This is a genomic window from Marinobacter bohaiensis (assembly GCF_003258515.1).
Lineage (GTDB): Bacteria > Pseudomonadota > Gammaproteobacteria > Pseudomonadales > Oleiphilaceae > Marinobacter_A > Marinobacter_A bohaiensis.
Genome location: NZ_QGEH01000007.1, coordinates 63,766 through 86,327 on the forward strand (window position 1 = coordinate 63,766; position 22,562 = coordinate 86,327).

The following is a 22,562-nucleotide window of genomic DNA, read 5'->3' on the forward strand; positions in this document are numbered from 1 at the left end:
TGGGGGTAAACGCTTACCCGCCGGGACCACTCAGGCCCGCCCTCCACGCAGGGTTTTCACCGCGTCCTCAAGGCCCGCGGCGCTCACCCGTCCGGGTTCCCAGGCTGGCCCGGCCACCAGCCCGATGCGCGACCAGAATCGCTTGGGTGGATGGGTGCCAGCGGTACCGCCTTTGTGACTGAATACGCTGCCCCAGAGCCCCTGCAACGCCATGGGCACGACCGGCACCGGGGTCTGCTCCACCAGCGTCTCGATGCCCTGGCGGAAGCGGTCAATCTCGCCGTCGGTGGTGAGTTTGCCTTCCGGGAAAATGCACACCACGTTGCCCGCTTCCAGTTCCTCCGCCACCTTCTGCAGGGCCGCGTCGTAGACCTCGGGCTTCTTGCTGCGCGGTGCAATGGGAATGGTCTGGGCCAGACGGAAGAACCAGCCCAGCAACGGCGAGCGGAAGATTCGCTCGTCCATGATGAACCGCACCGGACGCCGCACGGCGCCGGCGATCACCAGGGGATCGGTGTAGGACACGTGATTGCAGACCAGGATCGCCGGCCCCTCGTCCGGAATGTGTTCCAGCCCCTCGTGACGGACCCGGTAAATGGTGTGCGACAGGCACCAGATGATGAAACGCAGGGCGAACTCGGGCACCTGGGCGTAGACATAACCGGCCACCACCAGGTTGGCAATGGACAGCACCAGCAGGAATTCGGGAATGCTCAGCCCTAACGGGCCCAGCATCAGGGCGCCCACCAGCGCACTGACCACCATGAACAGGGCGTTGATCACGTTCAGCGCGGCGATCACCCGGGCCCGCTTGGCGGCCTCGGCCCGCTGCTGAACGAACGCGTAGAGCGGCACGATGAAAAAGCCGCCAAACAGCCCAACGCCCAGCAGATCCGCCAGCACCCGCAGACCGGAGGCGCTGGTCAACAGGCTCATCCATGTGGATTCCACTGGCGCCGCCGGCACGCTGAAGTACAGGTCCAGCCCGAACAGGCTCAGGCCCAGCGACCCGATGGGCACAATGCCCAGCTCCACCCGGTGGCCGGAGAGCTTCTCACACAGCATCGAGCCCAGGGCGATGCCGATGATGAACACCGCCAGCAGCAGGGTCACCACGGTTTCGTCCCCCAACAGGTCGACCTTGGCGAAGTTGGGGAACTGGGTCAGATAGGCCGCGCCCAGGAACCAGAACCAGGAAATGGCCAGGATGCCCTGGAACACGGCGTGGTTTTCCCGGGCGATGCCGATCAGGCGCCAGGTTTCCCGCAGCGGCTGCAGGCGCAGCGTCAGGTCCGGCGAGGCGGCGGATGCCGACGGCACCTGCCGCGCCGCCAGATACCCCAGCACCGCCATCACCAGCACGCCGATGGCGATCCAGTGCACCGCGTCGGCGCCGACCATGACCACGCCCGCCAACAGCATGCCCAGCAGGATCGCGACGAAGGTGCCCATCTCCACCAGGGCGTTGCCGCCGACCAACTCGTCGTCCCGCAGCACCTGGGGCAGGATGGCGTATTTCACCGGCCCGAAGAACGCCGACTGGGTGCCCATCAGGAACAGCAGGAGGAACATCACCTCGTACCAGCCCTGCCAGAGACCCACGGCAGCGACCAACATGATCAGGATCTCCGCCGCCTTGACCCAGCGAATCACCCGCGCCTTGTCGTACTTGTCCGCCACCTGCCCGGCAATGCCGGAAAACAGGACGAACGGCAGGATGAACAGCAGCGCCGCCAGGTTCACCGCCACGTCTGTGGATAACCCCAGCAGGCCGCGCGCCACGCCGTAGGTGATCAGGAACAGCAGCGCGTTCTTGAAGAAGTTGTCGTTGAGGGCGCCCAGGAACTGGGTCAGGAAGAACGGCAGGAAACGTCGCTGCCCCATCAGCCGGAACTGGCTTTGATCCGCCATGCGTGGTGGTCCTTTGTTTTCTTTTTCAGGGGCCGTCAAGGCCGGAAAGTCCGTTTTTTTCAACGCAGGAGTGTGCGGTAACGCCTGCGCCGCCGCAACTCACGCCCGGCCGGACGATCAGCGCCCGCACTCATCAGAGGCAGTCGCACCATAAAAATGCATTTGCGGACAGAATTCAGCGTCTGACACACCAGACAACGTTTATTTGACACCCGAATGGCGCGGGCGCCGTCAGAGTTTGATCACCGTGGCATGGCGTTCGCATTGGTTATCGGTTGGGAAACCCGTCATGTCATCCCATCTCAGGACGAGCATTGGACGATATGCCCGGCACGATCAAAGCGAACACCCAAAACACAACAGAGCGCGATGGAGTGCCTTGCCTGCGCCGTGTGACCGGAACCGGTGTTGTCCGGCACTAAGAGAGCATCCATGTCGTATGTCGCTTCACTGAAAGCCACGTTCAACCGCACCACCCGCCAGCCACTGCGGGACTATGACTACACATCCGTGTTCCAGCCCATCTTCAGTCCCACGCACCAGCGTCTGGTGGGTTACGAAGCACTGATGCGCGCCAACCGTGACGGCGAAGCCATCGCTCCCCTTGAGGTGTTCCAGCAGGCTGAGGCGCTGCACCAGACCGAATGCCTGGACCGGCGTCTGCAGTCGCTGCACATCAGGACCTTCACCCAGCACCAACCCGACACCTGGCTGTTCCTCAACATCAGCCCTGCCAACTGCGTTCAGCCGGAAAAGGCGTTGGCGCACCTGGAGCAGGCCTGTCTCGACCACGATCTGCATCCCGCCCAGGTGGTGCTGGAACTGGTGGAAACCGCCACCGACAACAAGGCCCAACTGCTCGACTTCGTACAGCGGGCCAGAGCCTGGGGTTTCCAGATCGCGGTGGACGACTTTGGGATCGGTGATTCCAATTTCGAGCGGGTGTGGCAGCTGGAGCCGCTGATCATCAAGATCGACCGCAGCCTGCTGGTCAATGCCGAGGTACACCTGCGCGCCCGACAGTTGCTCAACGGGCTGGTGAGCCTGATCCGGGAGAGTGGCAGCCTGGTGCTGATTGAAGGCATCGAAACCCCGGACCAGGCGCGCATTGCCCTGGCCACCGGGGCGGACCTGCTGCAGGGCTTCCTGTTTGGCTACCCGGCCCCGCTGGATAAACCACGCACCGCCCCGGAACTGGACTTCGCCGAACACCTGGCGGTGGTCCAGCGCCACAACCGCCAGGCGGATTATCAGCATTCGGGTTACCTGGACAGCCTGCGCCTGGAAGTGCTGGAGGCCTGCCAGCGCATCGCCGGCCACGACACCCTGGCCGATGCCTGCATGGGGCTGCTGAAACGGCGCGGCATCAAGCGCTGCTTTATTCTGGATGCCGACGGCATTCAGCAAGGCGGCCTGGCCAGCGAGACGCGGGTGCGCCACACCACGCGATTCAACCCGCTCTATCAGTCGAGCGGCGCCTGCTGGTCACATCGGGAGTACTTCCGGCGTGCGCTGGAGCAGCCCGGCAAGATCAACGTCAGCAGACCCTACGTGGCCCTGCCGGATGCCGTGCGTACCATCACGCTGTCGGCCAGCATCACCCGCCACGGCACGACCCAGGTGTTCTGCGTCGACCTGCACCCCAACGAGCTGTTCGACGGCCAGCTGGATTTCCCCGACAGCCTGTGAATAACCGGACCTGTGGATAAAACGTCAGGTCTCGTCCCGCCGCGGTGACTGCACCGACCCGGCCAGGGTGCCTGTGCTCCCCTGCCCCCGAATTTCCGCCTCCAGCGCCTTTTCCACCGCGTTGGTGGACTTGGCAAAGCGGGCGATCAGGTTGTACAGCACCGGAATGATGAACAGGGTCAGCGTGGTGGCGAAAATCAGCCCGCCCAGCACCACCGCGCCGATGGCCGCCCGACTTTCCGCGCCCGCGCCGGTGGCGATCACCAGCGGCACCGCGCCGAAAATGGTGGAAATGGTGGTCATCAGCACCGGCCGGAAGCGCAGGATGGCGCCTTCGACGATGGCGTCGTGGACGCTACGGCCCTCATCCCGCAACTGGTTGGCGAACTCCACGATCAGGATACCGTTCTTGGCCATCAGCCCCAGCAGCATGATGATCCCGATCTGGCTGTAGATGTTCAGGCTGATGCCGGACCACCAAAGGGCCATGAGCGCGCCGGTGACCGCCAGCGGCACCGACAGCATGATGATCAGCGGGTGGATCCAGCTCTCGAACTGGGCCGCCAACACCAGGAAGACAATGATGAACGCCAGCACGAAGGTGATGTAGATGGCGTTGGAGGATTCCTCGAACTCCCGGCTCAGGCCCTTGTAGCTAATGCGCGCCTCCGGCGGCAGGTTATCCACAGCCAGCTGGTTCATGTAGGCCAGGGCCGACCCCAGGTCGTAGCCCGGCGCCAGCGAACCGCTGATCACCACCGCCGGCAGCCGGTCGATGCGGCGCAGGTCCGGGTTGGCGCCGATTTCCTGCAGGTTGACCAGCGCCCCCAGCGGAATCAGCTCGCCGCCGTCCCGGGGTCGCAGGAAGATGTTGTTCAGGTCCGACGGCGTGGCCCGGTCGGCGTCCGCCGCCTGCAGGATCACGTCGTACTCCCGGCCCCGGTCAATGTAAGAGGTCACCTGCCGCGAAGCCAGCATGGTCTGCAGGGTGTTGCCCACATCCTGCACGGTAACGTCGAGATCGGCGGCACGCTGGCGATCCAGGCTGACCCGCAGCTCCGGCCGGGTCAGCTCGAAGTCGGTCTCCAGGTTGAGCAGATTGGGATTCTGCTTGGCCCGTTCCAGGATTTCCTCGCTCCAGGCCTGCACCGTGTCGTAATCCGGCCCGCCGATCACGAACTCGATGGGCTGATTGAAACCGCGCTGCCCCAACCCCGGCGGGTTGACCGCCACCGAGCGCACGCCGGGCACTTCCGCCAGCTTGGGAAACAGCTGGGCACTCAAGTCCTGCTGCTTGATGTCGCGCTCGGCCCAGTCCGTCAGCCCCAGGATCAGGAAGGCGTTATCCGCCTCCTCTCGAAAACCCACGATGGCCAGCAACCGGTCCGCCACACCTTCTTCGATGTAGGGCAACAGGCGTTCCTCGATCTGGCGCACGTGATGATCAGTGTACTCCACCGTCGATCCGCGCGGCGCCTTGGTGGGCATGATGATCACGCCGCGATCCTCGGTGGGTGCCAGCTCCTGGGGCAGGCTGGGGAAAATCACCGCCGACAGCAGGATGCCCGCCAGGCCCAGCCCCAGGACCAGGCCCGGCTGGCGCAGGGAGAATTTGAGCAGGCGTTCGTAGCCCCGGTTGAGGCCGTTGAACAGACGCTCGGAGAACGCCCACAGGCGATGGCCCTCGGCGGTTTCCGGGCTGTGCCTGAGCCACTTGGAGCAGAGCATCGGCGCCAGGGTCAGCGCCACCAGGCTGGAGACGATCACCGCGCTGGCCAGGGTAAAGCCGAATTCCCCGAACAGCCGGCCGATGTTGCCGCCCATGAACGAAATGGGCACGAACACCGCCACCAGCGTCAGGGTGGTGGCGATCACGGCGAAGGCCACCTGCCGCGCCCCCAGATAGGACGCCAGCAGCGGCGGTTCGCCGTTGTCGATGCGGCGCTGGATGTTCTCCAGCATGACGATGGCGTCGTCCACCACCAGGCCGATGGCGAGGATAATCGCCAGCAGCGTCAGCACGTTGATGGAAAAGCCCATGATGCCCAGGCCGATGAAGGCGCCGATCACCGCCACGGGGATGGTCACCGCCGGAATCAGGGTGGCGCGCCAGGAACGCAGGAACACGAAGATCACCAGGATGACCAGGGAGATGGCGATGCCCAGCGTGATCATCACCTCCTGGATGGAGGCGCGGATGAAGATGGACTCGTCGTAGCTCTGGCGGATCGACACTTCCGGTGGCAGAGTTTCGCGGATGTGCTCCATTTCCGCCCGCACCCGGTCGGACACGGCCACGGTGTTGGCCTTGGACTGGCGGATGATGCCCATGCCGATAGCGGTACGGCCGTTGGCGCGCAGGCGGCTGGTATCGGATTCCACCCCCATCACCACATTGGCCACTTCGCCCAGGCGCAGCAGGTCGTTGCCGTCGCGGCGGACCACCAGGTTGCGGAACTCGTCCACGGTGGATAAGCGCCCCTCGGCGCGCACGGTGAAGTCGCGGTTGGTGGACTCAATGGACCCGGCCGGCAATTCCACGTTATTGGCGCGCAGGGCCGATTCCACCTCCGACACGGTGATGTCGTGGGACGCCAGCTTCTCCCGCTGCAGCCAGACGCGGATGGCGTAGCGGCGCTCGCCGCCGATCTGCACGTCCGCCACCCCGTCCAGCACCGACAGCCGGTCGGCCAGCACCCGCTCCGCGAAATCGCTGAGCTGGGCGGCGTCCCACTCGTCGCTCTGCAGGGTGACCCACATCATCGGGCGGGCGTCGGAATCCGCCTTGCGCACCACCGGCGCGTCGGCCTCGTCCGGCAATTCGTCGGCCACCCGGGCGATGGCATCGCGCACGTCGTTGGCGGCCACGTCGATGTCGCGGTCGGTGGTGAATTCGATGGAGGTGCGGGACTCGCCCTGCTCGGTACTGGACTCGATGGAACGGATACCCTCGACGCCACTGATGGCACCCTCGATCACCTGGGTGATCTGGGTGTCCACCACTTCCGCGGCCGCGCCGGTGTAGTCGGTGGCGATGGACACCTGGGGCGGGTCGATGTCGGGGTATTCACGCACCGGGAGCCCGCGCAGGGCGGCGATGCCGAACACCAGGATCAACAGGCTGATGACCGTGGCGAATACCGGTCGCTTGATGGACACATCGGAGAGGATCATGGTCAGCCTTCCTGACGGTCCGGCCAGCCACCGCCGATCAGGGCGTTCTCGCCTTCGATGACTTCCACGGCGTCGCCGCTGCTGAGTCGATCCTGGCCGGTAATGACCACGGCATCGGATTCGCTCAGGCCGCTGGCTACTTCCACCCGGCCGGGCGAGCGGGTGCCCAGCTCCACCGGCTGGCGCCGGGCCTGGCCGTCCACGGCGAGGAAGACGTACTGGCTGTCGCCGCGGGTCATCACCGCCTGCTCGGGAATCACCAGCGCACGGCGGGTGTCCAGGGTCAGGGACACGGCCATGAACAGTCCCGGCCGCAACACACCGTCCGGGTTGTCGATCACCGCCTTGACCGGCAGCGAGCGGGTCAGGGGGTTAAGCCGGGAGTCCATTTCCGACAGGGCGCCGTCGAAAGAACGCCCGGCGTAGGCGGCGGTACCCGCCCGCAGCGTCTGGCCCATGCTGATCTGGCCCAGGTAACGCTCGGGAATGGAAAACGTCAGCTCCATCGGGTCGATGGCATCCAGGGTGGCGATGCTGTCGCCGGCATCCAGGTAGGTGCCGACACTGACATCGGTGAGGCCAACCACACCGGCAAACGGCGCCCCGATGCGGTGGTTATCCAGGCGGGTGCTGGCGGCGATACGCTGGGCCTCCGCGACGCTCAGGGCGGTGCGCAACTCGTCCACCTCGGACTGGGAAATACTGCCGCGGCCCTGCAGGCGCGAGGCGCGATCGTACTTGGTGCGGGCATCGCGCAGCTGGGCTTCGGCCACCTGCAGGTCGGCGCGGGCCTGGCGGTCGTCGAGCTGGACCAGCAGCTGCCCCTTATCCACAGCGGCGCCCTCGTTAAAAGCCAGCGCCACCACCCGACCGCTGACTTCGGCACTGAGCACCACATCCTCACGCGCCTGCAGGGTACCGACGGATTCCACCACATCCTGCACCTCGGCCATGCGCGGATAGACCACGTTCACCTTGCTGGCGGGTCGGGCCGCCTGCTGGCCCGACGCCTCGGTGCGCTGCTGCCACCAGACGCCACCGGCGCCGGCCGCGGCAATGACCAGGACGGCCACTGCGATCAGGATCTGTTTTCCCATAACGTCCTTCCATCGGTCCGGGCGGCCTCAGGGGCTCCGCCGCTGGATCACCAGCACCAGCTCGCCCACCGTCACGCCCCACTTGCTCATGCGGGTTTCGTTGATCACCGTGTCCGGCGTGACGGCAATCATCCAGTCGTCCATGCGGACATCGATGGTGTCGTCCCCGTACGGCACTCGCAGCACGTAGTTCATGTGGATGGCGTTGCCGCGCCAGCTCATGTGTCCCGGTTCCACCACGTCCCCGGCGGTCGCCCGATAGCCATCGCCGTCCGGGGTCAGCGTCCAGGTGCGGGTCTGCACCTCGCCGTCATCGAAGCGGAATACCTCGTCCAGCGTGCCCACACCCGCACTGTCCCAACTGGCTTCGATATCCGCGTCGAAGGTGCGGATGACCGTGCCGCTGTAGTCTTTGACCACGCCCCGGGCCGTCAGTGCGCCGTTGAAAAATCCGCGCGGGGAGAGTGTCGGCTCGCGCCCGGCGTAATCGTTCAGGGACGGACTGACGCAACCGGCCGTGATCAACAGGGCAACCACCAGTGCCAGCCGTGCTCCCAGACGTCTCATATTACCTTTGCGTGCACTCATATGCATGAACCTTCAAAAAATTCTGATCGCCAATGATTGCTTTTCGATTACGCCCCCGAACCGCCGACGGACCAGTCGAAACGCCACCGTCATTTCGGCCAATTGACTCAACCGACAGGGGCCCGGGCGGTTTTCGTCAATGGCAGCCCTCAGCGATTGTCGTACAACGAGCACAACCGCCTGGTCCGATGGATCAACGCAGCGTTTATTCCGCTATTCAGAACCGGAAGGTGAGACTATGCCGACCTACAAGGCGCCTGTGCGCGATATCAAATTCCTGTTGAATGAAGTGTTCGACTATCCAAAACACTACGCGTCGCTCAAAGCCGGCGAGCAGGCGACGCCGGACATCGTCGACGCCATTCTCACCGAGTGCGCGAAGTTCTGTGAGGAAGTCCTGAGCCCCCTGTACCAGTCCGGCGACGCCGAGGGCTGCAAGCTGGAAAACGGCGAAGTGACCACGCCGTCCGGCTACAAGGAGGCCTACCAGCAGTACGTGATGGGCGGCTGGCAGGGTTTGTCGGCGCCGGAAGAGCTTGGCGGCCAGGGCCTGCCCGCCTCCATGGGTCTGCTCAAGCAGGAAATGATGGGCACCGCCAACTGGTCGTTCAGCATGTACCCGGGGCTGTCCCTGGGCGCCATGAACACCATCCAGCTGCACGGCGACGATCAGCAGAAGCAAACCTACCTGGTGCCCCTGACCGAGGGTCGCTGGGCCGGCACCATGTGCCTGACCGAACCCCAGTGCGGCACCGACCTGGGCCAGGTCAAGACCCGTGCCGAGCCCCAGGCCGACGGCAGCTACCGGATCACCGGTACCAAGATCTTTATTTCGTCCGGCGACCACGACCTGACCGAGAACATCGTCCACGTGGTTTTGGCGCGCCTGCCGGACGCCCCGAGGGGCACCAAGGGCATCTCCCTGTTCATCGTGCCCAAGTTCCTGCCGGATGCCGACGGTGGCGTGGGCGAACGCAACGGCGTCAGCTGCGGCAGCCTGGAAAAGAAAATGGGCATCAAGGCCTCCGCCACCTGCGTCATGAATTTCGACGACGCCACCGGCTACCTGATCGGCCCGGAGAACGAAGGCCTGAACTGCATGTTCACCTTCATGAACACGGCCCGCATAGGCACCGCCATCCAGGGCGTGGGGCCGGCGGAGCTGTCGTACCAGTGGGCGCTCGACTACGCCAGGGACCGGCGCTCCATGCGCGCCCTGTCCGGCAAGAAGGAACCGGACCAGGTGGCCGATAGCCTGATCCACCACGCCGACGTGCGGCGCATGCTGCTCACCCAGAAGGCCATCGCCGAGGGCGGCCGGGCCATGCTCTATTACTCCGCGCGCCTGGCGGACCACATGGTCGAAGGTCACCTGGACGGCGATGACAAGAAGGTCGAGACCTACGACGACAAGCTCGGCTTCCTGACCCCGATCCTCAAGGGCTTCCTGACCGAGATGGGGTACGAGGCGGCCAACCTGGGGATGCAGGTGTTCGGTGGCCACGGCTACATCAGCGAGCACGGCATGGAACAGATCGTGCGCGATACCCGCATCGCCACCCTGTACGAGGGCACCACCGGCATCCAGGCGCTGGACCTGCTGGGCCGCAAGGTGATGCTGATGACCCAGGGCGGCGCGGTGCGCGAGTTCACCCTGCGGGTCTCCAACTTCGCGCGCAAACACGTGACCAACAAGGCCTTGCGTCCCTACGCCTGGGAGCTGCTCAAGCTGGCCGCCCAGTGGAACCTGCTGACGGTTCGCCTGATGCTGGCGGCGCGCAAGGACCGGGACGTGATCAGCGCCGCCGCCCACGACTTCCTGATGTTCAGCGGCTACGTGACCATGGCCTACATGTGGGCGCGCATGGCGGTGGTGGCCCATGAACGCCTGGAGAAAGGCGGCGAAGAGTCCGAGGATTTTTACCGCGCCAAGCTGGCCACCGCGGAGTTCTACTACGACCGCCTGCTGCCCCGCGCCCAGGCCCACGCCACCAGCATGCTGACCCCCACCCGCAACCTGATGCAGCTGAATGCGGACGACATGACCTTTACCCACTGAGCCGGGCGGGCGGTTATCCACAGGCTGCCCGTCAACCCGACTCCATTGTGTTATCCACAGATCCCGGCCCGCGCCGGGATTTTTCGTTTTGAAATCCGGGGGTTGAAACTTATCCCCAACGCCCTAACCTCACTCACGCATTCATTCGCCAACGAGGTGACTCACGACGTTATTCGCTAACACGCGTTGAGCTTTCGTGCTCGCAAAAAAGTAGGAGGTTCGATCATGGACATTCGATCTGACGACTTTTATCCCACCCGCCTGGAACGTCCACAAGCACGCTTCGACCGGCTCGATCCGGTTATCCACAGCCAGGGCAGCGCCCGCCAGGACGGCCCCCTGAGCGAAACCGAACTGGCCCGGTACGAGCGCGACGGGTTCCTGGTGTTCGACCGCTTCCTCGACGAAACCACCGTCCGGAGATTCCGCGAGGACCTGCGCCGGTATGAGGACGACGAGGCGATCCTGCGGTCCGAGGGCACCATCACCGAACCCGGCAAGCAGGAAATCCGCTCGATATTCAGCATTCATGAGCTGTCCGACCGCTTCGACCGCCTGACCCGCGATCCACGCATCCTCGACATGGTGCATCAATTGTTGGGCAGCGACGCTTACATCCACCAGTCCCGCATCAACTACAAGCCCGGTTTTCACGGCAAGGGCTTCGACTGGCACTCGGACTTCGAAACCTGGCACGCCGAAGACGGCATGCCGCGCATGCGCGCCGTCAGCTTTTCCATCGCCCTGACGGACAACACCCCGTTCAACGGCCCGCTGATGCTGGTCCCCGGTTCCCACAGGCAGTTTATCCCCTGCGTCGGCCGCACCCCGGAGGACAACTATCAATCCTCCCTGAAAAAGCAGGAACTGGGCGTGCCCAGCCAGGGTGACCTGAACGACATGATCGACCGCCAGGGCATCCAGGCGCCCACCGGTCCCGCCGGCTCGCTGATCATTTTCGAGTGCAACACGCTGCATGGCTCGAACGCCAACATGTCCCCCTGGCCGCGCAGTAATCTGTTTTTCGTCTACAACAGTGTGGAAAACCGCCTTGAAGCGCCGTTCTGCGGCAACAAATCACGCCCCGACTTCCTGGGCAGCCGTGCCAATACCGAGGCACTGACGCCCTTATCGCAGGACCCACTGACCCGGGTCGGATAAGGACTGGGCCGGTTTTTCCCAGGCCCCGAAAGCCGGCCAGGCGATGTGTCACAATCCACATTCCGACAGCAATCGAGGTGCCCCGGCTTGTCGCCTGGCGTTTTTGCATCTAAACAGAAGGCAGACCAGCGTCCGGATCCGACAAGCCGAGCCCGTACCATGACCGCCTGTGGATAACGTCGCCGCGGCGAACGTTCGGGTCTGGATTCTCTTCCTCAGCGCAAGGACACGCCATGACCCGACTTATCCACAGCTGGCCCCTGCTCGGCCTGCTCGCCAGCGTTCTCTGGCTCAGCGCCTGCTCCAGCCCGCAACCCACGTCGTCCACAACCGTGACCGAGAACAGTCAGCTCCGTGGCGATCCCTCCGGCTCCTACGATTCGATCATCACCCTGGCGGTCACCGCCAATCAGGAATACCGCCGCACCATTGAACGCACCCTGGCCGCCAAGCTGATCGATCGGGGTTTTGAGGTAGCGCGCCTGGCGGACGATGACCTGACCTGGGACGATCCCGAGCGGCTGACCCGGACGGTCAACGACCTGGCCGCGCGAGCCGGTGCCGACGGTGTCCTCATCACGACCCTGGTGCGCGAGGAAGGCGAACAGAACTACGTGCCCATGCAGGTGATCCAGCGTCCGATCAGTGTGGGGTTCGGCGCCCACGCCCAGACCTACATGGATACCACTGTGGCGCCGGGTTACTATGAACAGACGCGAACCTACGTGCTCAAGACCACCCTGTTCGACACCGCTTCCGGGCAATCGGTCTGGGAGCTCTACTCCAACACGGTCAATCCGGGTTCGCTGGAGTCGGCTGCACGGGATTACGCCGTAGCTGTGGCCGAAGTCCTCAACCAAGACGTTCAACACGGAAGTCGACCATGATCCACACGCATTGCGGCCTGATCGGCCTGTTGTCCTGTACGCTGCTGGCCGGTTGCAGCGGCTGGCAATCCGTCTCCCTGGGTAGCGACGATCCCTGCGCCAGCCTGCAGGCTGTGGTCGCCGACTATCCCGACGGCTTTGCCAGCTACCGCGGCAAGGCCTCGAGCTACAACCTGCTTACCGTGTACCGGGCCAAGGAACAACTGGTCAGCGGCCATTGTGAAATCTGGGCCTGGGACCAGACGGACGCCGCCTATGCCTGCAACCTTAACGCCCCCAACGCCGAGGTCGCCGAGCAACGCTGGCAGAAGACCGATCAGTTCGTGCAGCAGTGCCTGGGTGCCGACTGGGAACGGACCGAATTCTCCCGCGAGCGCAACGGCGATGCCGCCGGAAACGGCAGCCGTTACGCCCCACCGCAGGGCGAGCCAGTGGTGTCTGTCCACAGCATCAGCCGCAGCGGCGGCCCGCGCACGCAGCGGACCACCAGCCTCTACATCGGCAGCCCGGCGCGTGTGGATAAGTTGACGGAATGAATCCGTCGGCCGACCGGGTCCGGTAACCGATGGGTCAGAGCGCGTTGATCAGCATCCGCGTCGCGACCAGGAACAGCAGCGCACCGAAACAGCGTTTGAGGGTCGGCGCGGGAATGCGGTGACTCAACGCCACGCCGAGCGGCGCGGTGATCACGGTAAAGCCAGCGATCAGCGCCGCGGCAGGTAGGTAAACGTAGCCCAGCGACCCGTCCGTGATGGTCGTATTCCAGCCGGAGATCACATAGCCGATGGTCCCGACCAGCGCCAGGGGCAGCCCCAGGGTGCTGGAGGTGGCCACGGCCCGCTGCATGGGCACGTTAAAGAACACCATCAGCGGCACCATCACATTGCCACCACCAATCCCCGCCAGACCCGATAGCGTTCCACTGAACAGCCCCAGCACCGAGGTGCCGACCGGCCCCGGCATCGAGCGGGACGGATTGGGTGTCCACTTGCTGAGCATGATGATCGACACCAGCAACAGGAAGCAGGCAATGCCCACCTCCAGCACCACCGGCGGCAACTGACCGGCAATAAAGCCGCTCAGGAAGCTGCCTGCGACCACCAGCAGGGCCCAGCGCCGGAAGATCGACCAGTCCACGGCCTGGCGTTTGATCTGGGCCCGGGCCGCCGAGATGGACGTAAAGATAATCGTACACAGGGAGGTGGCAACCGCCGAGATCACGATGTAATCGGCGGGAAAGCCCTGACCGGCCAGGATCATCACCAGCGCCGGAACGATGACCACGCCCCCGCCGATGCCCAACATGCCGGCCAGGATGCCGGCCACGATACCCAGGCCGGAACAGGCCAGAATCATTTCCATCATGGTTTTTCTTCCATTGTTTCAGTGGATTGGCCCAGACCGGTTCCCTGGCCTCGTGGATCATGCATCGCTTCCCGGACGCCATTCGGACGCACCCGGATCGCCCCGGCCTGGCCGGAGAACGGGCTGAGTTCGGGCAGCCATTCCACGTCGTGGCCTCGTGCTCTCAACGACCTGGCCACATCATGGCCGGCCGGCTCTTCCAGTTTCAGGTTCTCGGTGCTGCCAAAGAAACTGCGGCCCTGCAGAAACCGCGGCGCGTGAAGGGCCGCTTCCAGGGACTGGCGATGGTCGATCAGTTGCGTCGCCAGTACCATCTGTGTCTGGGGCTGACCGTCGCCGCCCTGGGTGCCGAAGTAAAGCTGTTCGCCATCGTCTGCCAGGTAGCAGGACGGGTTCAGCGTGTGCGCGGGCCGCTTCCCCGCCGCCCAGCAGTTTGGATGCTTCGGGTCAGGATGGAAGCCCGCCGCCCGGTTCAGCCACAGTACGCCGGTGTCGCCCACCAAACAGCCGGACCCGAAATCGTGAAACAGGCTCTGGATCAGGCAGGCGGTACGTCCGTTGCGGTCGCTGGCGGCCAACCAGACCGTGTCCGCCGGTTGCGCGGGTTCCCGCCAGTGGACGGCGCGCCCGGGGTCAATGCGAGCAACGTCGGCATCCGCCTGCGCTGTGGATAACTGAGACAGGCCATCCAGCCCGGACCACCGCGGATCGCACAGCTCGCGGTTGCGATTCACCAGCTGTTGCTTGATGGCTTCGACCAGGTAGTGATAGTAATCGGCTCCCAGGTTGGGCAGGCCGGCCAGGTCGATGCGATCCAGTGCGTGCAGCGCGCGCAAAGTGTACAGGCCCTGGCTGGGCGGCGGTATATTAAACAGTGAGCCCTGCCGGTAGCGAATACGCAGCGGCTCGACCCGCTGGGCCACTGTTCGTCTCAAGTCGGTCCGGTTCAGGCCGTTGCCCAGGGCCGCAAACCCCTCGGCCAGGGCGTCACCGATGTCGCCGTCGTAGAAGTCGTCCACACCGGCCGCAGCCAGGCGACGCAAGGTCGCGGCCAATTGCGGCTGGCGCAGGCGGTCGCCTTCGTGGAGCAGATGTCCTGCGCGGTTGTAGCAGAGCCTGTGCAGGTCAGGCAGGTCGGCAATCAGCTCGGCACGCTGCTGCTGCCAGAACACCTGGCTGGCGGACACGCCACAGCCCTGTTCCGCCAGCCCAATGGCGGATTCCAGCAGATCCGGCCAGGTCATTCGCGAGTGCCAGCGATGGCGGCTCCAGTCGTGGGCCATCGACCAGCTGCGCAGGGCGCCGGCGGTCGTGGCGGCCGACGCCGGCCCCCGTTCGCTGATCCCGCCGCCATCCGGCAGGCGCTGGCCGGCCTGACCGAGACCCAGGATGGCGTCCACCCGGTGCCCGTCACTGAGCAGCCACATGGCGTCGCCGCCTAACCCGGTCATGTGTGGATAAACGGCACAGAGCGTGGCGCTGGCGGCCAGAGCCGCATCAATGGCACTGCCACCGGCGTCAAGGATGGCCAACCCCGATTCACTGGCCCGTGCATCGGGCGTGCAAATCACGCCCCCTGTGGATATCGCGGTCTGTGGATAAGTCATCGCGTCACGCCCCACTCGCCGAGGACGCCTGTCCCGGCGGCCGGTGCTCGGCAACAAACTCAGCCGTCATGGCGCTGACCGTCTGGACATGCAGGCGCATCAGCCGCGCCACGCCATCCGCGTCGCCCGCGACGACGGCCTGGACGATGGCCTCATGCTCTTCCCAGGAACGGCTCATGCGGTTGTGCAGCCGGAACTGGGCCCGGCGGAATGGCGCCAGCCGGGTGCGGGTGGCGATCGCCAGGTCCTGCAGCTGCGGGCTCTGCGCCGCCTCGAAGATCAGGTCGTGGAACGTCTGGTTGAAGCGGGCGTAGGCATCGGTACAGCCATCGCGCACCAGGTGTACCGAATCCCGATGGATCTGTTGCAGGCGTTCGCGCTGCTCCCGGTTCATACGCAGCGTTGCCAGCCGCGCCAGGGCCGCCTCCAGCTCTGCCATGGCTTCGTACAGGTCGGTCAGCGCTTCGGGGGACAGGGTTGCCACCACCACCCCGCGATTGGGACGGTGGGTCACTAGGCCCATCGCCGCCAGGTGACCGAAGGTCTCCCGGATGGGCGTCCGCGAGACGCCAAAGCGCTCGGCCATGCCCTGAGCATCCAGCTTGGTGCCGGGAACCAGGCGGCCGCTGACAATGTCATCGGCCAAAGTCTGGACGATCGCGTCCACCACGGTTCCCTTGCGCACGGTGGGTTCTGAAGTCATACGTCGGTTACTTCCCTGCGACTTTCGGGCGGATGAGGAATGGCCGCCAGCAACTGGCGGGTGTAGTCCGAGGCCGGGTTGTCCAGCAATTGCTTCGACTCGCCCTGCTCGACGATGGCGCCGTTCTGCATCACCAGAATCCGGTCACACAGCAGGCGCACCACGTTGAGGTCGTGACTGATGAACAGGTAGCTCATACCCAGCCGGTGCTTGAGATCCTCCAGCAGGTTGAGTACCACCGCCTGGACGGAGACGTCGAGCGCGGCGGTCGGTTCGTCGAGGATCAACAGGCGCGGCTCCAGGGCAATGGCCCGGGCGATACCGACCCGCGCTTTCTGTCCACCGGACAGCTGGTGAGGAAAACGGTCCAGAAGATGACGCGGCAAGCCGACCAGATCCGCCAGTTCCTCCACCCGCCGATCGCGATCGCCGCGGGTTAAGCCTCGCCCGAGCCGACGCAACGGATCGCTGATGGAGCGGGCCGCGGACCAGCGGGGATTGAGGCTGTCGGTGGGGTCCTGGAACACCATCTGCAGCTTGCCGCGTAACGGATGCGCGGCGAACCGGGCGCTGGAGATCGCACCGATATCCTCACCGGCAAAGCGGATTTCTCCGGAGGTTGCATCCAGCAATCGCATGATCATCGCCGAGGTAGTAGATTTTCCACAGCCGCTCTCGCCCACCAAACCCAGGCTTTCGCCTTCGCGAATGGTCAGGGACAGGTCGTTAACCGCCAGATGGCCGCCCGCGGCACCCGGCTTGCCGAACTGCTTTTTCAGGTGACGGATCTCGAGCAGCGGGTCTCCCACCCGGACCTCTGTCGGCAACGACTGGGCCTGGGCCCGCAAGGCGGGCGGCAACAGATCCCGTACCTGGGAATCCCGGTGCGGGGTGGCTTGCAGCAACTGGCGTGTGTAGGGCTGTTGCGGGTTGTGGAAAAGTTCGGCGGCCGCGTTTTTTTCCACAACCCGCCCCTTCTCCATGACCACGAGGCGATCGCAGTAGGCCGCCGCCAACCCGAGGTCATGGGTAATCAGGATGGTGGCCATGCCGTACTCGCGGGTCAGCTCGACAATCAGATCCATCACCGCCTTCTGGGTGGTCACGTCCAGGCCTGTCGTCGGCTCGTCGGCAATCAACAATTGCGGCCGGCACGCCAGGGCCATGGCAATGACCACCCGCTGGCACATGCCGCCGGACAACTCGAACGGATAGGCGTGGAAACGCTTTTCCGGATCGCGGATTTTTACCGACCGCAAAATATCCACAGCCTTATGCACAGCGTCCCCACGGGTGGCCTGACTGTGCTGGATCAGTACATCGGCGACTTGCTGGCCGACCTTGCGGATAGGGTTCAATGCGGCCCGCGGGTTCTGGAAGATCATCGAAATCTCGCGCCCGCGCAGGTCGCGCATGTCTTTTTCCCGGGCTTTGTGCAACTCCATCCCGCCGTAGACGATGCGGCCGTTGGCGATGCGCCCGGCGCGGTCGAGAATCCGCATCACGGCATAGGACGTCACCGACTTGCCCGACCCGGACTCGCCGACAATGCCCAACGTCCGGCCCTTGGCGAGGTCCAGCGACACGTTATCGATAGCTCGCACGATGCCGTTACGTGTGGAAAAGTCCACACTCAGGCGCTGGACGTCCAGCAGTGGTACCGTTTGCTGTGTCTCCGTCATCGCAGGCTCCTCAGGTCCGGCGCAGGGGATCGACCAGATCCCGCAGGCCGTCCCCGATCAGGTTGAAAGTGAACACCGCCAGCATCAGCGCGAGTCCCGGGAACAGGGCCAGCCACCATTCACCGGAAATGATGAAGTTGGCGCCCTCGGCGACCATGATCCCCCACTCCGGCGTCGGTGGCTGGACGCCCAGCCCGATGAACGACAGGCCGGCGGCGTTGAGGATGGCCCAGCCCATGTTCAGGGAAATCTGCACCATCATCGGCGGCAGGGTGTTGGGAAACACATGCCCGAACAGCACCCGCAGCTCCGAGTTTCCCGACAGCCGAGCCGCCTGTACGAAACCGGCATTGCGGCGGATACTCACTTCGGCCCGGGCCATCCGGGCGTAGAACGGCAGGTTGATGATGGCCGTGGCGTAGACGATGTTTTCCACCGTATTACCGGCCGCAGCCACAATCCCCATCGCCAGCACGAACAGCGGGAACGCCATGATCGTGTCCACCAGGCGTCCGGTGATGCGGTCGGTCCATCCTCCGAAGTAGCCGGCGAAAGCCCCCGTCACGGATCCGATCAGGAACGATATCGCCACCGCCGATACGGAAATCAGCAGGTCCAGCCGGGTGGCCACGACAACCCGGGAAAACACATCGCGGCCCAGGTGGTCGGTGCCGAACCAGTGACTGGCGCTGGGCGCCTGAAGCGCCGGCCCCACGCCTGTGGCCAGCGGATCGAAGGGCACCAGCACCGGCCCGAGAATGGCCATCAGCACGAACAGGGCGAACAATCCGAACGCGAGGCCGGTCATCGGGTTGTCGGCCATCACGTGCTTGAGGTGCGCCCAATAGCCCGAACGGGCCCGTTGATCGGACACCGACGGCTTGGCGGGCGTTGCAGCGGTCATGAATCAGGCCTCCTCGCCCACACGGGGATCAATCAGGGTGTAGACGACGTCGATCAGCAGGTTCAGACCAACGAACAACAGCGCCATGCACAGGACAAAGCCCTGCACCGCGGCGTAGTCCGAGACCACCAGCGCTTCCACGGCGAATGAGCCGATCCCCGGCCAGGCGAAAACTTTTTCCACAAGCACGTTGGCCCCCAGCAGAAACGAGAACACCATGCCCAGCGTCGTCACCACCGGCAGCAATGCGTTGCGGAAGGCGTAGGTGATCAGCACACGGCAGCCGCTCAGTCCCGCGGCCCGAGCGGTGCGGACATAGTCACTGCCCAGGGTCTGCAGCATCGCCGCCCGGGTCATCCGCGCAATCGGAGCGAGCACGAACAGCGCCAGGGTCACCAACGGCAGGGCCATCTGCGCCAGGGCAGCGCGGAACACCTCCCAGTCACCGGCAATCAGCGCGTCGATGGTATAGAAACCGGTGACCGACTCCGGCGGCAGATAGAAGATGTCGAGCCGCCCCATGGGCGCCGGCGCCCAGCCCAGCAGGTAATAGAAGACGTACATCAGCGCCAGACCGGTGAAAAAAATGGGCAGCGACACCCCGGCAGTCACCAGGAAACGGCACAGGTGATCGATCCAGGTATTGGGGCGCGTGGCCGCCATCACACCCAGTGGAACGGCAATCAGAAAGGCCAGCAACAATGCTCCGAGGGTCAGCTCCAGGGACGCGGGCAGTCGCGTCGCCAGCTCGGCGGACACCGTCTGGCCAGTGGAGATGGCCGTGCCCAGATCCCCTTGCGCCAGGTCCCCGACGTAGTCAACGAACTGGACCGGCAGTGGCTGGTCCAGGCCAAGGTTCTTGCGTACGGCCTCGATCGACTCCTGGTCCGCCATCTGTCCGGCGAAGTACGCCGCCGGATCTCCCGGCAGCGCCCGAGTCAGCAGGAAACAGACCACCAGGATGCCGAACACCGTGGGAATCGCCTGCAGCAGACGCATCCCCACCCGGCGGCTCTTCAATGCCAGGGACATGATTGGCTCCTTACGGAATCAGGCGGGTTTCAGCGGTCGTACATCCATCTGGCGATGGAACCAGTATTCGTAGCCCTGCACATCGGCATTCAAGGCCACGTTGAGCGTCGGCTGCCAGAGGGGGATCCGCGGAATGTCGTCAAACGCCAGCTCAATCATGCGGGTAACGTTGGGTGCGTAGCGCGGATCGTCCATGGGCATGTCCAGGGTCTGCTCGACCAGACGGGCCATTTCCGGGTTGTCGTAGTTGTAGGAGTTGAACAGGTTGCCCTTGATATAAGCCCAGAAGAAGTAATAGTCCGGCGTGTTGAGCCAGCCGCCGAAGTTCTCCATGTGCAGGGGCAGTTTCTTTTCCACAAGGGCAATGGTGCGCCAGTTGGCGCCGGGAATCTTTTCCAGGGTGGCCTTGATTCCAATCTTGCCCAGTCCCTGCTGGACCAGCAGCGCAGCCGGCTCAGCCCAGTCCGCCTGGGACAGGCTGAACGACAGGGGCACCTCAAAACCGTCCTTGTAATCGGTCTGGCCCAGCAGTTCCCGCGCCTTCTCCAGGTTGTAGTCGTACGGCGAACGCTGGGGCCAGGCAATGTTATCCACAGAGGAGGAGCCTCCCCACATGGGAACGCCCTGTTGGTAGGCTGCCTGCTCAAAAATGGACTGATAGGGAATGGCCCAGGCAATGGCCTGACGCACCCGCTTGTCCTGGAAGGGCTCGAAGTTCAGGTTGGTGCACAGGGAATAGATGCAGTTCTCGATCGGGGTACTGACCACCTTCACGCCCGGCTTGCTCGCCAGCTCCCTGGCGTCCTTGTTGGGAATGTTCTGGGAAACCGAGACGTTGCCCCGCTCGATCAGGGCGCGACGGGTCGACTGGGCCGGGATTTCACGCACAATCACACGGCTGAAGCCGGGCTGCGGTCCGCTGGCCCAGTCTTCGTTGCGGGTATAAACCAACTGCTGTCCGGGATCCCAACGAGTGATCTGGAATGCCCCGGAACCGGCCGGGTTGCGATGCAGGTACTCAGTCGCCCAGGGGTCCTGGTCGGTAGCGTGAGCCCGGGCGACGGTAGCGTTGATGACGATCGGAATCGGTGTTGCCAGGTCCGGCAGCGACAGTTTCGACGCAAACGGCAGGGTGATGCGAAACGTTTTGTCGTCCACCGCCTCGAACTGCTCGGGGCTGGTAAAGCGCCCAGCTTTCATTTGCACCGTTGGGAAGCCGCCGAGGGACACCGCCCGGTCGAAGGACCACTTCACGTCGTGCGCCGTGACCGGTTTGCCGTCCCAGAAGGTGGCGTCCTTACGTAACTGGAAGGTCATCACGGTGCCGTCATCGCTGAGATGCCAGGATTCGGCCAGCTCCGGCTGTACGTCGCTGTAATCGTAGGACAGGGAGCCGTCCTCCAGTGTCTTGGTACCAAAGGTTACCAGCCGGTCGTAACAGTTGATCGCAACCTGGTAGCTGTCGCGATTGGTCCCGCTCCTGTGGATATCCAGACTGTTGATCGTGCCACCGAACACAACGACGGCCGTGTCCTGCCCCGCAGCCTGGGCGGGAATGGCTTTCATCAAAGGCAGAACACTGGCACCCAGCGACAGGGCCGAAACCCCTTTAACGAATTCGCGACGCTTCATTTTGCATGCTCCATGAAAAAATATTTTCAAGGATTGCATGCAGTGCATGTGCCACTATTAAATCCAAAAGAAAAAACAATTACAAAACAAAAACTTGAAAACAAATAAGGGACTCCGTAACGAGCCCAGAATTAACGCCAGTCGGTCTTTAAAGGAGTCTGAGCGGGCAGCCCCCGACAGCAATGCACCATCCAAGAACAGGAAATTGCATACAAAAAAGCACCTGGGGGCAAAAACCCGCAGGTGCTTTTCTGGAAAAACGGTAGGAATTAAAGGCCGTACTTGTCCTCGATCGCTTCATACATACCGGATTCGTGGACCTGACGCAGCGCTTCCTTCAATTCATCCACAATCTCGTCGGACGTGGCCGGGTTCATGGCCAGGTAGAGTTCGGTCTTGTTGAAGGAATAGACGGGCACCAGGCCCTCAACGTCCTGCTGGGAAGCGAAGTACGGGCCGGCCAGACGGTCGGCGATCCACAGGTCGATCTGCTCCAGTGCCAGACGCTTGGGGTTCAGGTCGTCGCTGTCGAGCTGGGATACGGTGTAGCCGCGCTTGAGCAGGTACTGGGTCATGACGTCACCGCGATAGCCGCCGATGGTCTTGCCCTTGGCATCTTCCAGTTCGTCCATCTCGATGTCGCTGCCCGGCGGTGCAAAAACCGTCCACAGGTTATGGGTCAGTGGCCCCACCCACTTGAATTTCGGAGCGCGATCCTCGGTGTAGGTAGTGCAGAAGATACCGTGGTTGGGCTTGTCCAGGACCCGGTTGTAGCCGTAGTCCCAGTTGCGCAGCTTCATCACGTATTCGAGGTCGGTGTGGGACATGATGGCCTTGACCATCTCGGTGCACAGACCGTCGATATCCTCCCCCTTGTGCTCGAACGCGCGGCCGGAAGCGCTCATGTTATACGGGGGGAAATTCTCGGTGTAGAAATAGAGCTTGTCCGCAGCCTGGACTCCCATCGGGGACAGCAGGGACGCAGAGAGCAGGCACAGGGCTAGCAGTTTTCGCATTTTGGGTACTTCTCCGTCGCATGGAATGACACCCGAAACCACGGGTGGCCACCAC

Annotated in this window: 17 protein-coding genes; 5 read left to right on the top strand and 12 right to left on the bottom strand. The window is 63.9% G+C overall.

Going from position 1 to position 22,562, the window contains the following annotated elements:
• Window positions 1–30: 30 nt before the first annotated feature.
• A complete protein-coding gene (locus DKK67_RS20490) occupies window positions 31–1,911 on the bottom strand; it encodes an MFS transporter (RefSeq protein WP_111498390.1) in 1,881 nt (626 codons plus the stop codon).
• Between the two features lie 432 nt (window positions 1,912–2,343).
• Here DKK67_RS20490 and DKK67_RS20495 point away from each other — a divergent pair, with 432 nt between their 5' ends.
• On the top strand, window positions 2,344–3,600 hold the full coding sequence (locus DKK67_RS20495) for a sensor domain-containing phosphodiesterase (RefSeq protein WP_111498391.1): 1,257 nt from the start codon (window positions 2,344–2,346) through the stop codon (window positions 3,598–3,600).
• Window positions 3,601–3,624: 24 nt separating this feature from the next.
• On the opposite strand, the gene DKK67_RS20500 is transcribed toward DKK67_RS20495, so the two are convergent.
• From DKK67_RS20500 to DKK67_RS20510, 3 genes are read right to left on the bottom strand one after another with little or no spacing between them, the layout of a single operon-like run.
• Window positions 3,625–6,774, bottom strand: a complete 3,150-nt coding sequence (locus DKK67_RS20500) for an efflux RND transporter permease subunit (RefSeq protein WP_111498392.1) — start codon at window positions 6,772–6,774, stop codon at window positions 3,625–3,627.
• A gap of 2 nt (window positions 6,775–6,776) precedes the next feature.
• A complete protein-coding gene (locus DKK67_RS20505) occupies window positions 6,777–7,871 on the bottom strand; it encodes an efflux RND transporter periplasmic adaptor subunit (RefSeq protein ID WP_111498393.1) in 1,095 nt (364 codons plus the stop codon).
• 27 nt (window positions 7,872–7,898) lie between these two features.
• Window positions 7,899–8,438, bottom strand: a complete 540-nt coding sequence (locus tag DKK67_RS20510; RefSeq protein WP_407657904.1) for a DUF3833 domain-containing protein — start codon at window positions 8,436–8,438, stop codon at window positions 7,899–7,901.
• A gap of 259 nt (window positions 8,439–8,697) precedes the next feature.
• Here DKK67_RS20510 and DKK67_RS20515 point away from each other — a divergent pair, with 259 nt between their 5' ends.
• The 4 genes from DKK67_RS20515 to DKK67_RS20530 all read left to right on the top strand — a co-directional run bounded on the left by DKK67_RS20515 (window position 8,698) and on the right by DKK67_RS20530 (window position 13,102).
• A complete protein-coding gene (locus DKK67_RS20515; RefSeq protein ID WP_111498395.1) occupies window positions 8,698–10,518 on the top strand; it encodes an acyl-CoA dehydrogenase C-terminal domain-containing protein in 1,821 nt (606 codons plus the stop codon).
• Between the two features lie 225 nt (window positions 10,519–10,743).
• Entirely contained in the window at window positions 10,744–11,679 is a 936-nt protein-coding gene (gene thpD / locus DKK67_RS20520; RefSeq protein ID WP_111498396.1) for an ectoine hydroxylase, read from the top strand.
• 233 nt (window positions 11,680–11,912) lie between these two features.
• A complete protein-coding gene (locus DKK67_RS20525) occupies window positions 11,913–12,566 on the top strand; it encodes a hypothetical protein (protein ID WP_111498397.1) in 654 nt (217 codons plus the stop codon).
• A complete protein-coding gene (locus DKK67_RS20530; RefSeq protein ID WP_111498398.1) occupies window positions 12,563–13,102 on the top strand; it encodes a hypothetical protein in 540 nt (179 codons plus the stop codon). Before DKK67_RS20525 ends, DKK67_RS20530 begins: the two co-directional genes overlap by 4 nt.
• Window positions 13,103–13,136: 34 nt before the next feature.
• On the opposite strand, the gene DKK67_RS20535 is transcribed toward DKK67_RS20530, so the two are convergent.
• From DKK67_RS20535 to DKK67_RS20570, 8 genes are all read right to left on the bottom strand, one after another.
• The gene (locus DKK67_RS20535; protein WP_111498399.1) at window positions 13,137–13,931 is read right to left on the bottom strand and encodes a sulfite exporter TauE/SafE family protein; all 795 of its coding nucleotides are present in this window, start codon (window positions 13,929–13,931) and stop codon (window positions 13,137–13,139) included.
• Complete coding sequence (locus DKK67_RS20540; RefSeq protein ID WP_322873923.1) at window positions 13,928–15,463, bottom strand: gamma-glutamyltransferase family protein; 1,536 nt, start codon at window positions 15,461–15,463, stop codon at window positions 13,928–13,930. Before DKK67_RS20540 ends, DKK67_RS20535 begins: the two co-directional genes overlap by 4 nt.
• Before the next feature lie 79 nt (window positions 15,464–15,542).
• Window positions 15,543–16,241, bottom strand: coding sequence for a GntR family transcriptional regulator (locus tag DKK67_RS20545; protein WP_111498401.1), 699 nt, complete (start codon window positions 16,239–16,241; stop codon window positions 15,543–15,545).
• Window positions 16,238–17,923, bottom strand: coding sequence for a dipeptide ABC transporter ATP-binding protein (locus DKK67_RS20550; RefSeq protein WP_111498402.1), 1,686 nt, complete (start codon window positions 17,921–17,923; stop codon window positions 16,238–16,240). Before DKK67_RS20550 ends, DKK67_RS20545 begins: the two co-directional genes overlap by 4 nt.
• A gap of 10 nt (window positions 17,924–17,933) precedes the next feature.
• Window positions 17,934–18,827, bottom strand: a complete 894-nt coding sequence (locus DKK67_RS20555) for an ABC transporter permease (protein ID WP_111498403.1) — start codon at window positions 18,825–18,827, stop codon at window positions 17,934–17,936.
• 3 nt (window positions 18,828–18,830) lie between these two features.
• A complete protein-coding gene (locus DKK67_RS20560; RefSeq protein WP_111498404.1) occupies window positions 18,831–19,859 on the bottom strand; it encodes an ABC transporter permease in 1,029 nt (342 codons plus the stop codon).
• Between the two features lie 18 nt (window positions 19,860–19,877).
• On the bottom strand, window positions 19,878–21,491 hold the full coding sequence (locus DKK67_RS20565) for an ABC transporter substrate-binding protein (protein WP_111498405.1): 1,614 nt from the start codon (window positions 21,489–21,491) through the stop codon (window positions 19,878–19,880).
• Window positions 21,492–21,760: 269 nt separating this feature from the next.
• A complete protein-coding gene (locus DKK67_RS20570) occupies window positions 21,761–22,507 on the bottom strand; it encodes a substrate-binding periplasmic protein (protein ID WP_111498406.1) in 747 nt (248 codons plus the stop codon).
• Window positions 22,508–22,562: the final 55 nt, after the last annotated feature.